At 63.0% G+C, this 14,704-nt stretch carries 7 protein-coding genes; all 7 read left to right on the top strand.

Translation table 11 applies throughout. The features are described 5' to 3' along the window. Positions 1 to 37 precede the first annotated feature (37 nt). The 7 genes from BCV67_RS15930 (at position 38) to mutS (ending at position 14,363) form a co-directional block, all read left to right on the top strand. Positions 38 to 1,474 (top strand): DcaP family trimeric outer membrane transporter, encoded by a 1,437-nt coding sequence (locus BCV67_RS15930; protein ID WP_062171645.1) that lies wholly within the window; start codon positions 38 to 40, stop codon positions 1,472 to 1,474. A gap of 105 nt (positions 1,475 to 1,579) precedes the next feature. Continuing rightward, a complete protein-coding gene (adiC, locus tag BCV67_RS15925) occupies positions 1,580 to 2,929 on the top strand; it encodes an arginine/agmatine antiporter (protein WP_062168454.1) in 1,350 nt (449 codons plus the stop codon). A 29-nt stretch (positions 2,930 to 2,958) separates the two neighbouring features. Further along, positions 2,959 to 5,247, top strand: coding sequence for an Orn/Lys/Arg decarboxylase N-terminal domain-containing protein (locus BCV67_RS15920; protein ID WP_062168456.1), 2,289 nt, complete (start codon positions 2,959 to 2,961; stop codon positions 5,245 to 5,247). Positions 5,248 to 5,588: 341 nt separating this feature from the next. Then, positions 5,589 to 6,494: a cation diffusion facilitator family transporter gene (locus tag BCV67_RS15915; RefSeq protein ID WP_062168459.1), complete on the top strand. Its 906-nt coding sequence runs from the start codon at positions 5,589 to 5,591 to the stop codon at positions 6,492 to 6,494. Further along, complete coding sequence (locus tag BCV67_RS15910; protein ID WP_062168461.1) at positions 6,491 to 7,828, top strand: amino acid permease; 1,338 nt, start codon at positions 6,491 to 6,493, stop codon at positions 7,826 to 7,828. Before BCV67_RS15915 ends, BCV67_RS15910 begins: the two co-directional genes overlap by 4 nt. Positions 7,829 to 9,117: 1,289 nt before the next feature. Then, the gene (locus BCV67_RS15905; RefSeq protein ID WP_062168463.1) at positions 9,118 to 11,421 is read left to right on the top strand and encodes a TonB-dependent receptor; all 2,304 of its coding nucleotides are present in this window, start codon (positions 9,118 to 9,120) and stop codon (positions 11,419 to 11,421) included. Positions 11,422 to 11,807: 386 nt separating this feature from the next. Then, positions 11,808 to 14,363, top strand: a complete 2,556-nt coding sequence (gene mutS, locus BCV67_RS15900; RefSeq protein ID WP_062171647.1) for a DNA mismatch repair protein MutS — start codon at positions 11,808 to 11,810, stop codon at positions 14,361 to 14,363. Positions 14,364 to 14,704: the final 341 nt, after the last annotated feature.

Genomic DNA, 14,704 nt, shown 5'->3' with positions numbered 1-14,704 from the left:
GCCCGTGAGTGGCGTTGCTTTCTTCACGGAACCGGCAATGAAATCACGGACGCTAGCCACATTGCTGCCCCTCATGTTGCTGCCGGCCACCGCCAGTGCGCAGGATTCGGTGGCCGCGCTGCGCCAGGAAATCGCCCAGGCGCAGCAGCATCTGCAGTCGCTCACCGCGCGGCTGGATGCACTGGAAAAGGATCAACCCGCTAGTAGTCCTGCAGCCGCTCCTGCACCCGTTCCTGTGATTGCGACCACGCCGGTGACGGCAATATCGCCAACCCCGGCGAGTGCTGGCCCCGGCCCGCAGACACTGCCGTCCACCATCCTGCCTGCGCGTGATTCGGTTGCCGATCCGGCCACCGCCGCCTCCCGCCCGGACAATGCGCCCTCCCCCAACGACCCCGAGCTCAAGGGGTTCATCGCCATCCCCGGCACCGATACCCTGATCCGCCTTGGCGGCTACGCCAAGCTGGATGCAATTGCCGACAGCCGCGCTGCCGGCGACACCGAGCAGTTCATCCCTTCGTCGATGCCGGTGACCGGGCCGAACCGCGATGTCTCGCATTTCGGCATGCATGCCAAGCAGACCCGTTTCAGCTTCGAAGCGCGCCGGCCAACCACGCATGGGAACCTGCGCTTCTACCTGGAGAACGACTTCTTCGGCAGCAGCGACAGCTATGAGTTCCGCCTGCGCCATGCCTACGGGCAGCTGGGCAACACCTATGCCGGCTACGGCTATTCCACCTTCATGGATGCCGACTCGCTGCCGGATACCCTGGACTTTGCCGGGCCCGGTGCGGCCGGCTACCTGCTGGTTGCCGGCATCCACCACAGCTTCGCGCTGGGCAAGGGCAATACCTTGACCGTGGCCGCCGAAGATCCGGATTCACAGCTGGCCAACATCGGCCAGAACGACAGCAGTGTGGAGCACCTTCCCGATGTCAGCCTGATCGCGCGCATGGAGCGCGATTGGGGCCATCTGCAGCTGGGCGCGGTGCTGCGCAGCCTGGGCTATGACGGCGACGGCCGCAGCGACCGCACGTTTGGCGGCGGCCTGCAGTTGAGCGGGTCCTATGCCGTGGCCGAGCGTGACCTGTTGCTGTTCGGGCTGGTCGGCGGCAAGGGCATCAGCCGCTATACCGCCGACCTCACCGGATCCAACCTGGATGCCGCCATCGATGGCGACGGCCGGCTCAAGGCGCTGCCGCTGCGCGGCGGCTTCTTCGGCTACACCCATTACTGGTCGGAGCTGTGGCGGTCCAACCTCATCTACGGGCAACTGCAGATCGACAGCGCCGACGCGCTGGCCAGCGATGCGTTCCGCCGCAGCCGCTATGCCGCACTGAACCTGCTCTGGAGCCCGGCACCGTCGTGGACCATGGGCATGGAGCTGCTGTACGGCCAGCAACAACTGCAGGACCGCCGTGATGCGGACACGCTGCGCCTGCAGGGCAGCCTTCAATACAACTTCATCAAGTAACAGGCAGCCGATGCCTGCACGCACCACGTGCAGCTCGCCACCCAACGATTCACGCAATGTCCTTCCCATCGAATGAACCGGCAATGCCGGTGAAAGGAGATAGTCATGGCAGGTCAGAAGAAAATCGGGGTCGTTGGCGCGACCTTCCTGGTGGCAGGCAACATGATGGGCTCAGGCGTCTTCCTGCTGCCATCGAGCCTGGCCAAAATCGGCACCGCCTCGATCTGGGGTTGGCTGGTAACCACGGCCGGTGCGTTGCTGCTGGCCTTCGTATTCGCAAAGCTCGGCAAGCTGGCGCCCAAAGCCGGTGGCCCCTACGCCTATGCACGTGACTGGTTCGGCCCGTACATGGGCTTCCAGACCAACACCATCTACTGGTTCGCCAACTGGATCGGCAATGTCGCCATCCCGATCGCGGCGGTGGGCTACTTCAGCTATTTCTTCCCCATCCTGTCCGAACCCCTGCCCCGCTGCATCGCGGTGCTGCTGCTGGTGTGGGCCTTGAGTTTCGCTAATGTGATCGGGCCTTCCTTTGTCAGCCGCGTGCAGACGGTGACCACCAGCTTCGCGCTGGTGCCGATCCTGGGCATTGCCGTGTTCGGCTGGTTCTACTTCGACCCCACCATCTTCAAGGGCGCCTACAACGTGTCCGGGCAATCCAATTTCGGCGCGGTCTCCAGCGCTGCAGCGTTGACGTTGTGGGCCTTCATCGGCGTGGAGTCGGCATCGGTGACCGCCGGCGTGGTGGAGAATCCCGAAAAGAACGTGGCCCGTGCAACCCTGGCCGGCGTGTTCCTGGCGGCAATTGCGTACATCGCCAGCTCGTCGGTGATCATGGGCATGGTCCCCAATGCCGATCTGCAGGTATCGGATGCGCCATTTGCGCTGGCTGCAGCCAACGCGGTCGGCGGTTGGGGCGGCGCACTGGTCAGCCTGTGCGCCTTCATCGGCGCGGCCGGTTCACTGGGCGGCTGGATCCTGCTGACCGCGCAGAGCGCCAAGGCGGCCTCGGACGATGGCCTGTTTCCCAGTGTTTTCAGCAAGATCAACAAGGACGAAGTACCGGTCAAGGGCGTGCTGATCGTTGCGCTGCTGATGACCCTGGCGGTGTTGATCACCTCCACCTCGGAAACCGCATCGGCGCAGTTCGATGTGATCACCTCCGCAGCGGTGGTTCTGACCCTGTTGCCTTACATCTACTCCTGCGTGGCCTGCTACTTCGTGGTCGAACGCTCGCATACCCTGGCCCACACCGGCGCGTTCTGGGTACTGACCAGCATCACCGTCGTCTACTGCCTGTGGGCGATCTATGGGTCGTCCGGCAGCATCGTGCAGTACGCGTTCCTGTTCGTACTGTTCATCACCGTGTTCTATCCGTTCTTCAGCGATGAGCGCCGCAAGCAGCGCCTGGCCAAATTCACTCCGACCGGCGCCGCGCGTGCCAATTCGAACTGATCCCCCGCTCGGTAGATAGGAACAACGCCATGTACTTCAAATCACTGGACTACCCCATCGTCATCATCGATGCCGACTACGAGTCACCGCGCATCAACGGCATCCTCATCCGCGCACTTGCCGATGAGCTGCGCAGGAACGACCAGCGCGTGCTCTCCGGCCTGAACCTGGACGACGCCCGTGCCGGCGCCCGCACTTACGTGGCCGCCTCGGCGGTACTGATCTCCATCGACGGCACCGAGGACGATGACGATCAGTTCCAGCGCCTGCTTGCCTTTCTGCGTGAACAGAGCCAGCGCCGCGCCGACCTGCCGGTATTCCTGTACGGCGAACGCCGCACCATCGAGAAAATACCGAGCAAGCTGCTCAAGTTCGTGCACGGCTACATCTTCCTGTTCGAGGACACCAAGAGTTTCATCGCCCGCCAGGTGATGCGTGCGGCCGAGGCCTACATGGCCAAGCTGCTGCCGCCGTTCTTCAAGGCCCTGATCCACCATTCGGCCGAGTCCAACTATTCCTGGCACACGCCGGGGCACGCGGGTGGCGTCGCCTTCACCAAGTCGCCGGTCGGCCGCGCCCTGCATCAGTTCTATGGCGAAAACACCTTGCGCAGCGATCTGTCGATCTCTGTGCCGGAGCTGGGCTCGTTGCTCGACCACACCGGCCCGATCCGGGAGGCCGAGGCCGAAGCCGCCCGCAACTTTGGTGCGGACCATACCTTCTTCGTCACCAATGGCACATCCACCGCCAACAAGATCGTCTGGCATGGCACGGTCGGGCGCGGCGACATCGTGTTCGTCGACCGCAACTGCCATAAATCGCTGCTGCATTCGCTGATCATGACCGGCGGCATTCCGGTCTACTTCACCCCCAGCCGCAACGCCCACGGCATCATCGGCCCGATCAGCCTGGACCAGTTCTCCGCCGAAGCGATGCAGAAGATGATCCAGGCGAACCCACTGGCCAGCAAGACCGCCAAGCCCGGTGCAAAGCCACGCATTGCGGTGGTCACCAACTCCACCTATGACGGGCTGTGCTACAACGCCGAAAAGATCGCCGACAACCTCGGCACGGCAGTGGATTTCCTGCACTTCGATGAAGCCTGGTACGGCTACGCAGCCTTCCATCCGTTCTACGAGAACCATTACGGCATGGCCAAGGGCAAGCCGCGCGAGCAGGAGGCCATCATCTTCACCACGCAGTCCACCCACAAGCTGCTGGCCGCGTTCTCGCAGGCATCGATGATCCATGTGCGCAATGCCGCCACGCGCGAGCTGGATGCCGAGCGCTTCAACGAATCGTTCATGATGCACACCTCCACCAGCCCGCATTACGGCATCATCGCCTCCTGCGATGTCGCCTCGAAGATGATGGAAGGCGAGGCCGGGAAATCGCTGGTGCAGGAAATGCAGGATGAGGCCATCGCTTTCCGCCGCGCGATGCTGCATGTCAGCGAAGATCTGGGCCGCGATGACTGGTGGTTCAAGGTCTGGCAACCCGATGGCGTGGAGCGCAGCCTGGCCAAGGGCGACAGCAACAAACCCATGGTGGCCTCGCGGCCGGACTGGTATCTGCGGCCCAAGGCGCACTGGCACGGTTTCGACAACCTGGCCGACGACTATGTGCTGATCGACCCGGTCAAGGTCACGCTGTTGACCCCCGGCCTGTCGATGGACGGCGAGATGGGCAAGCTCGGCATCCCGGCGGCGGTGCTCAGCAAGTTCCTGTGGTCACGCGGCATCACCGTGGAGAAGACCAACCTGTACTCGGTGCTGTTCCTGTTCTCGATGGGCATCACCAAGGGCAAGTGGAGCACCTTGGTCACCGAGCTGATGGCCTTCAAAGACCTGTACGACGCCAACGCCCCGCTGACCCAATCGCTGCCCAGCCTGCTCGAAGGCGGCGCCATCGCCTATGCCGGCTGGGGCCTGCGCGACCTGTGCGAGGCGCTGCACGCCTTCAACCGCGAGTTCCGCGTGGCCGAGGTAATGCGCGAGATGTACGTGGAGCTGCCGGAACCGGTGATCAGTCCGGCCGAAGCCTACAACCACCTGGTACGTGGCGAGATTGAACGGGTGGACATCGACCAGCTCAGCGGCCGTGTCGCCGGCACCATGCTGGTGCCTTATCCGCCGGGCATTCCGACCATCATGCCGGGCGAGCGCTTCGGCGCCAGCGACGAGCCCATCATCCAGTCGCTGCGCATCGCCCGCGAACAGAACGCACGTTTCCCGGGATTTGAGTCGGATGTGCATGGTTTGATTATCGACAACAGCGGCGATAGGCCGAGTTATCGCGTGGAGGTTTTGAAGATCTAAGCCAACGGAGACGGCTGTGCGTTGGCCGTGCGTTGGCTGTCCCTTCTCCCGCTTGCGGGAGAAGGTGCCCCGCAGGGGCGGATGAGGGGAGCTTTTGGCTTTTGGCTTTTGGCTTTTGACTTTTGACTTTTGACTTTTGACTTTTGACTTTTGGCTTTTGGCTTTTGGCTTTTGGCTTTTGGCTTCTCGCAGTCTGGCTTTTGCTAATGCTCCGCTCCACTCAAAATCTGCTCCACGTGCTTTCAAAGCGCCCTCACCCCAACCCCTCTCCCGTAAACGGGAGAGGGGCTTTTCAAGCCTGGCGCCCCTTACATCCCGAACCGCCTTCTTCGCAGAGCTAAATGACCAGCACACGCAAGGAACAACAGGTATTGCAACGTTCGATCGCCGCAACCGTGCTGGTTGCGGCGATCGGCTTCTTTGGCGGCATGCTCGCCCGCTCGCAGGCGATCCTGTTCGATGGCATCTACAGCATGGTGGACCTGGCATTGACGCTGGTGGCACTGGCGGTGCTGCGGCTGATGGCCAAGGAACAGAGCCCTCGCTTTCAATATGGCTTCTGGCACCTGGAGCCCATGGTCGAGGCGCTGGGCGGCGCCATCCTCAGCCTCGCCTGCATCTACGCCCTGGCCAACGCGGTCATCGGCCTCAGCGATGGTGGCCACGAGACGCGGCTTGGCCCCGGCCTGCTCTGGGCCGCGCTGCTGGTGGTGGTGGACCTGGCAATGGCGCTGTGGATCGGCCGCCACGCACGCCGCCTGCAATCGGGCCTGCTGACCCTGGATGCGCGCGCTTGGCTGCTGACCGGCATGATGAGCCTGGCGGTGGTGCTGTCCTTCGTCCTTGCGCTGGCCTTGCGCGGTGGTGCGCATGAACACTGGATCCCCTACCTGGACCCGCTGGTTCTCGCCTGCATCAGCCTGGCCACACTGCCGGTGCCGCTGCGTGGCGCATGGAAGGCCGCCCGTGAAGTGCTGCAGGTCGCGCCGGACGAGCTGGACCAGCAGGTGCAGCAGGTGATGCAGCAGTTCGTCGCCAAACACGGGTTTGAAGGCTTCACCAGCCATGTCGCAAAGATCGGCCGCATGCGGTTTGTCGAGATCCACGTACTCACCCGGCCCGATGCGCAACTGGGCAGCATCGGCGATGTCGACCGCCTGCGTGATGAAATCGCCGAACAGCTCGACGCCCGCTCCGGCCGCTTCTGGCTGACCATCGATTTCACCTCCGACCCGGCCTGGACATGAGCACGGCAACCCCACGCAAAATGGGCCTGACCATGGCGACCATGCTGGTTGCGGGCAACATGATCGGCACCGGCGTGTTCCTGCTGCCGGCCAACCTGGCCACGGTCGGCAGCATCTCCTCGTTCGGCTGGCTGATCGCCACCGCCGGGGCGATCGCACTTGGGCTGGTGTTCGCCCGGTTGTCGCAGCTCGATCCGCAACCCGGCGGACCTTACGCCTATGCGCGCGACACGTTTGGCAACTACATCGGTTTTGTCAGCAACTACGCCTATTGGTTTGGCAACTGGATCGGCAATGTCGCCATCGCGCTGGTGGTCACCGGCTACCTGAGCCACCTGTGGCCCTGGTTGCAGGACGTGTATCCGCGGCTAGGCTTCACCTTGGCGGTGATCTGGCTGTTGAGCCTGGCCAACGCCCGCGGCGCCCGCTGGGTGGGTGCGCTGGAAACCGGCACCCTGCTGTTGGCGCTGATCCCGATACTGGGCATCGCCATCGCCGGCTGGTGGTGGTTCGACCTGGCACTGTTCAACGCCGGCTGGAACGTCAGCGGCATGCCCGACAGCGATGCCATCTCACGCAGTGCGTCCATTGCCCTGTGGGCATTCATGGGTGTGGAGAGCGCGGCGGTATCGGCCGATGTGATCGACAACCCGAAACGCAACATCCCGCTCGCCACCCTGCTCGGGCTGGCGTTGGCGGCGGTGATCTACATCAGCTGCTCGCTGGTGATCATGGGCATGGTGCCGATGGCGCAGCTGCGCGATTCTTCAGCCCCGTTTGCCGATGCCGCACAATTGATGGTCGGCCCTTGGGGCATGCTGATCATCGCCCTGTGTGCGATCTTCAAATCGGTTGGCGCGCTGGGCGGCTGGATGCTGCTGGTCGGGCAATCGGCCAAAGCCGCTGCCGAAGACGGCCTGTTCCCTCGGGTGTTCTGCAAGCTCAACAGGCATGGCATGCCGGGCACCGGCCTGATGATCGTGGCAGCGCTGATGAGTGCGTTGCTGCTGGTGACCTCCTCGCCCACGCTTGCCCGGCAATTCGACCAGCTGACCAACATCGCGGTGCTGCTGACCATCGTGCCCTACCTGTTCTCAGCCGGCGCGTTGCTCGCCACCACGCTGGAACGTGGTGAACAGGGATGGATGCGCGCTGCCTGCCTGCTGACCGCTGCGGTGGCGGTCACTTACTGCCTGTACGCCCTGCTCGGCGCGGACGCCCGATTGCTGGCCTATGCCACCGTGGCCATCCTGTTCAGCGCAGCGCTGTATCCGTTCTTCCGCCAGCGGATGCTGGAGACTGGCAAGACCGGGAAGCCATCGCGTAGCGACTAGGTCACTGCGCCAGCAATCGCCTGGCAACCGCTGCGTGGTGTTCCCGCCTTTGTGTCGAGGACGGCGCTCGGATGTGCGGCTGCTCAACGTCAGGCATCTGCAGGATTCTTTCCCACATCATTGCTGACGAGTCCAATTCAACACGTCCAATTCAAACGGTATCGTTTGAAAACATCACCGCTGCTGTACCGACGCATTTTCCGCACACGTCAGAACGCGCATTGCAGTGCCAGCGGCGACAACGCAGACCGTCATGCAGCAACTCGGCACCGTGCATCACGACCGACACTGTCCAGCACCGGAATTCGACAGAATCGCCAATACGTCGGGCGGAACAACTTGCCGGGCAGCAACGACGCCGCCGTACAGCAGCGCACTGAAGTGATTCCAGAACCAGCCCCCGAACCATCGCGATGATCTTCGCTGGTTCTGTACATGGCCGGTGTCAGATTGAACGCCGCACTTCGTGCACAACTGCGCAAAGTGCATATGTCCGCGGTCAAGGCACACGCACATCACCGTGGCACGACATCGCAATCCTTGCATATCTCCAACACCCGTCTTTATGAAAATCAGATATCTAGCCGACCGCAGCGCGGCTGCGTGCGCTTGCTGCAATGTTCCAATTCACACAACTCACGCCAACGTGTTGACACCCGCATCACCTCTTGAACATCTTCGTTCCCGCAGATAGCGACACTCATCGTCAAACCCGTGGAGCTGAGCCAGCAATGGAAGGTAGCGTGGCATCGCAAATACAACTATCAGCCGGCCAGGCTCTGCGGGCAGCGAGGATGCCATTCGCTGCACGCGACAGTGCTCAGCAACCGATAATACTTTCTGGCAACACCATCGCCTGTAATCGGCTGCTCTCCCCGGCTCCCTTCCCCGCGCCAGACCGCTGCAACGCGGCACGCAACTGGTTGGGGCGGCCACCGCCTCATCGGCAACGAGGATTCCATCACCCGCTGGTAGTGAGGCCGTTGCTTCGACCGGCCTCATTCCAATCGATCAGTCGCAACAGGCATTGAGCGGCGCCTATTGGCACCTGATCGCCTGCTGAGCTGCGCGCTGATGTAGCGACGCTCGTTCGCCGCCTTCTCTTCCATCAATACGGTTGCTTCCGCGCGGAGCGGAACGCGAACCGGCAACGCCGTGCCTGGATGAAACCGCGCGAGGCCGGCGCGCGCCGCCAGCAGCACTGCCAGCGCGTGGCAGCACGCCTGAAAAGCAGCCGTACAAAGCCCCGGCAACGCCGGTTCCGTTCCATCACGACTGGAGAGAAGTGCATGAAAGAAACGTTCGCCCCGACCAAACGGCATGCAGCAGCCATCACCGGTATCAGTCGCCTGTCATTGGCCCTGCTTTCAGCGATTGCCGCTGTGCAGCCGGCAATGGCACAGCAGCCGGCAACCGAAGCAGCACCAGCCACCAAGAATCTGGATGCGGTGATGGTCAGGTCCACGCACCAGGTAAAGCCGCTGCAGCGCACTCCCATCTCGATCAGTGTGGTTACCGCCGAGCAGCTTGATCGCACCAACATGAGCAGCATCTCCGACCTGCAGTATCTGGCACCAGGCGTTTCCTTTTCCGCCACGGCGGGCACCGCCAATGGCGGCGGCTTCCAGGTGCGCGGCATAGGCACCCAGGCGTTCAGCGTCGCCTCCGAACAAACCGTTGGCACCGTGGTAGATGATGTCGTCATCGGCATCCCCCGCGATCCCGGCGTGGCCGGCTTCAGCGATATCGAGCATATCGAAGTGCTGCGTGGTCCCCAGGGAACCCTGTTCGGCAAGAACGCATCCGCCGGTGTGGTCAACATCAGCACGCGCAACCCCGAGATCGGCAACAACCGTTCTTCACTGTCGTTGTCGCTGGGCGAGCGCAACGAGCGTGTGGCGCGCATCTCCACCAACCTCGGGCTCACCGATGCATCCGCCGTACGTCTTTCGGCTTACTACAAGGACCAGGACGGTGCGATACCCAGTTCTTTCCATCGCTGGAACATCGGCGACCAGACCGCTGGCGGCATACGCGGCAAGTGGCTGTGGTCAGCAAGCGAAGCGCTGGACCTGCTGCTGACAGCCGAACGCCAGACACTGCTCACCCGTGCGGTAGCCGTACCCTATACGCTGGGTTTCACCACCGGCTACAACTCCGCACTGGCTGGATTCGACAACGTGGGAGGCGACAATTTCGTGAGCCACGGCGATGCCGATGCAAAGGCGTTCCAAGGGGTTACAGGCTTTTCCGGAAAGGCCGATCTCAAACTTCCCAATGGCGCCCAGCTCACATCGATAACCGCCTACCGTGGCTCGACGGTGAACCAGGTCCACGATGTGGACCAGACGCCGGCCAACTATCTGAACAACAACCTGACCACCATCCGCGCCCATCAGATCAGCCAGGAGTTCCGCCTTGCCGGCAATGCGGCCAACGAGCGGCTGGACTACGTGCTGGGTGCGTACTACGTGAATGTCGCAAGCACGTATGAATATTTCGCCTACGGCGCGTTCAACTATGCATTGCGTGAGCCGAGAAACTATTTCTCCCTGAATGGCCCGAAGCAACATGTCGACGCGGATACCAAGAGCTACGCCTTCTACGCCAATGCAAGTTATCCGCTGAGCGATCGCTGGTCGGGCAGTGCAGGCATGCGCTACACGCACGACAAGGTGGTTGCGGGCATGACGCCGATCAGCGTGCCTTTCATCGATGGCAAGCCGGTTCTTCCCTTGAACACGGTCCTCGCCTCTTCAGGGCAGATAAGCAGGGAAAACGTCTCTGGAAAAGTCGCGGTGCAGTTCCAGCAGACACCTACACTGATGTGGTACGCAAATGCGGCCACCGGTTACAAGGGCCCGACGATCGATCCGACCAACACCGGGTCGTATCGGATCCAACCGGAGAAATCCACTGCCTACGAACTCGGTATGAAGTCGCAGTTCCTTGACCGTAGCCTGACCGTGAATGCCAGCCTTTACCGGTCTGACTTCAAAGATTTCCAGGCGCAGGTGTATGTGGCGGAAACCAACGGTTTTGCCATGGCAAACGCCGGAAAGATGCGCACGCAGGGCATGGAGATGGAGGTCAATTGGCGGCCCAGCGCTGACTTCACCCTCATCGCCAATGGCGCGATCACCGATGCGGAATTTCTTGACTATTTCGGCCGCTGCAACCGGGACAGCGAGGCAAAGTGCCAGATCGTCGATGGCGTCCTGCAGGGTGACCTGTCCGGGTTTGAACCCACGTTTGTGTCCAAATACAGTTATTCGCTCAGCGGCGTCTACTATCACTCTTTGAGCAACGGCCTGGCCTTCAATGCGAGCGGTGGCTGGAGCTACAGAAGTGGGTTCTACAACGCCGTTGCACAGGCAAAAACCAGGAGCAAGGGTTATGGTCTGGCCAATCTTTCCGTTGGCATCGGCGCCGAGGATGGGCGCTGGGACGTGACGGTGTATGCGCGAAATCTCTTCGACAAGCACTACCGGAGCTTCTACGCACTCGGCGTGATCAATGACGGCGGGATCATGCAGTACCTGTCACCCGATAGTTTCCGCACCGTGGGCGTGACGCTGAACCTGAATTTCTAGCCTGACCCCGTGCGGGGCCAAATCGCAATGCAGGCGCCACTCCTCTCGTTGGCGGCGGTCACGCCACCAATGCGCCTTCGTTGTGATGCGGGCCTCCATCACCGCCACGGCCTGCTCTTTTCGACTGGGAAAGCCCCCCTGGCGTGGCTGCCGGCCCGCCCTGATCGCCTGGTTGTCGTGCCGCCCATCCCGGAGCGATTCCGTCCTCTTTGCGGCAGGCGTGCAGCAGCGGAGCTGCACATGCCCCGGGCAGCAGCAGGTCAACATCCCCGGGGTTCGTCCTATCACCGCACACCGCCTACAATAGTCGCCTTTGCGGCAGTTCCCTGCCCAACCGACCAAGTGGACAGCGCGTGATCGAGAAGAAGCCCGAACACACCCCGTTGATGAAGCAGTTCTTCGCAGCCAAGTCCGAGTACCCGGACCTGCTGCTGTTCTTCCGGATGGGCGATTTCTACGAACTGTTCTATGACGATGCACGCAAGGCCGCGCGCCTGCTGGACATCACCCTGACCCAGCGCGGCAGCTCCGGCGGCGCACCGATTCCGATGGCCGGTGTGCCGGTGCATGCCTTCGAGGGCTATCTGGCACGGCTGGTGGCGGTCGGTGAATCGGTGGCGATCTGCGAGCAGATCGGCGACCCGGCGCTGGCAAAGGGCCTGGTCGAGCGCAAGGTGGTACGCGTGGTAACCCCCGGTACGGTCACCGACGAGGCGCTGCTGGACGAGCGCCGCGATACCTTGCTGATGGCACTGTCGCGCGGCAAGGCCGGTTACGGTCTGGCCTGGGCCGATCTGGCTGGCGGCCGCTTCCTGGTCAACGAAGTCGATAGCGACGACGCCCTGGAAGCTGAACTTGCCCGGCTTGAACCAGCCGAGCTGCTGGTCCCCGACGAGGAGAACTGGCCCGAGTTCCTGCGCCACCGCAATGGCGTGCGCCGTCGCGCACCGTGGCTGTTCGATGCCGACAGCGGCCGCCGCCACCTGCTGAACTTCTTCAAGCTGCATGACCTCAGCGGTTTCGGCATTGATGACAAGCCGCGCGCCACTGGCGCTGCCGGCGCCCTGCTGGGCTACGTCGAGGAAACCCAGAAGCAGCGGCTGCCGCACCTGACCTCCATCTCGATGGAGAACGCCGGCGAAGCAATCGCGATGAATGCGGCCACCCGCCGTCATCTGGAGCTGGATACGCGTGTCGATGGCGACACCCGCAACACCTTGCTCGGCGTGCTCGACAGCACCGTCTCGCCGATGGGCGGGCGCCTGCTGCGGCGCTGGCTGCACCGCCCGCTGCGCCTGCGTAACGTGCTGCAGCAGCGCCACCATGCGGTTGCCACGCTGATTGATCGCGGCACCGACGCCGACCTGCGCGACAGCTTCCGCGCGCTCGGCGACATTGAACGCATCCTCACCCGCATGGCGTTGCGCTCGGCGCGGCCGCGCGATTTTTCCACCCTGCGCGATGGCCTGGGTCTGTTGCCAGCCATCACCGCGCAGTTGGATGCGCTGGATTCACCGCGCCTGCAACAGCTTCGCGCCGAACTCGGCTCGCACGATGAAAGCGCGCAGCTGCTGGCCAGCGCCATCGCCGAGCAGCCGCCGTTGAAGCTGTCCGATGGCGGTGTGATCGCCGAGGGCTACGACGCCGAGCTCGATGAACTGCGCCGCCTGTCCACCCATGCCGACCAGTTCCTGATTGATCTGGAAGCGCGCGAGCGCCAGGCCAGCGGCATCGCCACCTTGAAGGTGGGCTACAACCGTGTGCACGGCTATTACATCGAAATCAGCAAGGGCCAGGCCGACAAGGCACCGGTGCATTACACCCGCCGCCAGACCCTGACCAATGCCGAGCGCTACATCACCGAGGAGTTGAAAAACTTCGAGGACAAGGTGCTGTCCGCCCGCGAGCGCTCGCTCAGCCGCGAGAAGCTGTTGTACGAAGGCCTGCTCGATATCGTCGCTGAGCACCTGGAGCCGCTGAAGCGCTGCGCCGGTGCATTGAGCGAGCTGGACGTGCTGGCCGCATTCGCCGAGCGCGCGCAGGCACTGGACTGGGCGCAGCCGGAACTGCAGGAAGACGCCTGCCTGCGTATTGAACGCGGCCGTCACCCGGTGGTCGAAGCCGTGCGCGACACGCCATTCGAGCCCAACGATCTGGACCTGCATCCGGACCGCCGCATGCTGGTCATTACCGGCCCGAACATGGGCGGTAAGTCGACCTATATGCGGCAGAACGCGCTGATCGTGCTGCTGGCCCATATCGGCAGCTTCGTGCCGGCCAGCCGCGCGGTGATCGGCCCGATCGACCGCATCCTGACCCGCATCGGCGCTGGCGATGACCTGGCCAAGGGCCAATCCACCTTCATGGTGGAGATGGCCGAAACCAGCTACATCCTGCACCACGCCACCGCCCACTCGCTGGTGTTGATGGACGAGATCGGCCGCGGCACCTCGACCTATGACGGCCTTGCCCTGGCCGACGCGGTGGCACGCCACCTGGCCTACCAGAACCGCTGCTACACGCTGTTCGCCACCCACTATTTCGAGCTGACCGCGCTGGCCGACGAAAGCCATGAAGGCGGCGCCAGCGGCATCGCCAATGTGCATCTGGATGCGGTGGAACACGGCGACACGCTGGTGTTCATGCATGCGGTGAAGGATGGCCCGGCCAACCGCAGCTTCGGCCTGCAGGTGGCCGCGCTGGCCGGCCTGCCCAAATCCACCGTTGCCCAGGCACGGCGCCGTCTGGCCGAGCTGGAACAGCGTGGTGGTGAAACCCAGAGCGCGGCCATGGCGCCGCAGGCGCTGGATGCTCCGCAGCAGTTTGGTTTGTTCGCCTCGCCGAATTCGGCGGCGCTGGATGCGCTGCAGGCGATTGATCCGGACGAGTTGACGCCGAAGCAGGCCTTGGAGGCGTTGTATCGGGTGAAGTCGTTGATCTAGTCGGGCGCTGACGATCCTGCTTAAGCCCCTCTCCCCTTGCGGGGTGAAAGAGGGGAGTTTACGAACCACCGGTTCGTGCCCCTGTTGAACGCCCTTGCGCCAGCGCAAGGGCCGGGGCGCGTAGCGGGGGTTGGGGAGAGGGCGACGGAGTAGCAATGTAAGGCCGTCGAAGCGCTTCCACGAAGCACGCTGTTGTCCGGAAATGCCGGAAAGATTGTCAGAGGGGATTTCCTCGGCGGCTTCTTTCTTCCCAGCTTCGCGGCTTACGCCGCTCCCACACTTGCGTTGCTTGCTGCTTTCCGGAAACGCCGGAAAGAGCACTGGAAATCGACTTTCTCCGC

It is taken from the genome of Stenotrophomonas nitritireducens (genome assembly GCF_001700965.1).
Classification (GTDB): domain Bacteria; phylum Pseudomonadota; class Gammaproteobacteria; order Xanthomonadales; family Xanthomonadaceae; genus Stenotrophomonas; species Stenotrophomonas nitritireducens_A.
This window is presented reverse-complemented; position numbering and strand designations above follow the sequence as displayed.

What these genes read in the sequence shown, in the direction of transcription:
- BCV67_RS15915 (WP_062168459.1), top strand. Translation starts at nt 5,589, where the DNA reads ATGACCAGCACACGCAAGGAACAACAGGTATTGCAACGTTCGATCGCC.
- mutS (WP_062171647.1), top strand. Translation starts at nt 11,808, where the DNA reads ATGAAGCAGTTCTTCGCAGCCAAGTCCGAGTACCCGGACCTGCTGCTG.
- BCV67_RS15910 (WP_062168461.1), top strand. Translation starts at nt 6,491, where the DNA reads ATGAGCACGGCAACCCCACGCAAAATGGGCCTGACCATGGCGACCATG.
- BCV67_RS15930 (WP_062171645.1), top strand. Translation starts at nt 38, where the DNA reads ATGAAATCACGGACGCTAGCCACATTGCTGCCCCTCATGTTGCTGCCG.
- BCV67_RS15905 (WP_062168463.1), top strand. Translation starts at nt 9,118, where the DNA reads ATGAAAGAAACGTTCGCCCCGACCAAACGGCATGCAGCAGCCATCACC.
- BCV67_RS15920 (WP_062168456.1), top strand. Translation starts at nt 2,959, where the DNA reads ATGTACTTCAAATCACTGGACTACCCCATCGTCATCATCGATGCCGAC.
- adiC (WP_062168454.1), top strand. Translation starts at nt 1,580, where the DNA reads ATGGCAGGTCAGAAGAAAATCGGGGTCGTTGGCGCGACCTTCCTGGTG.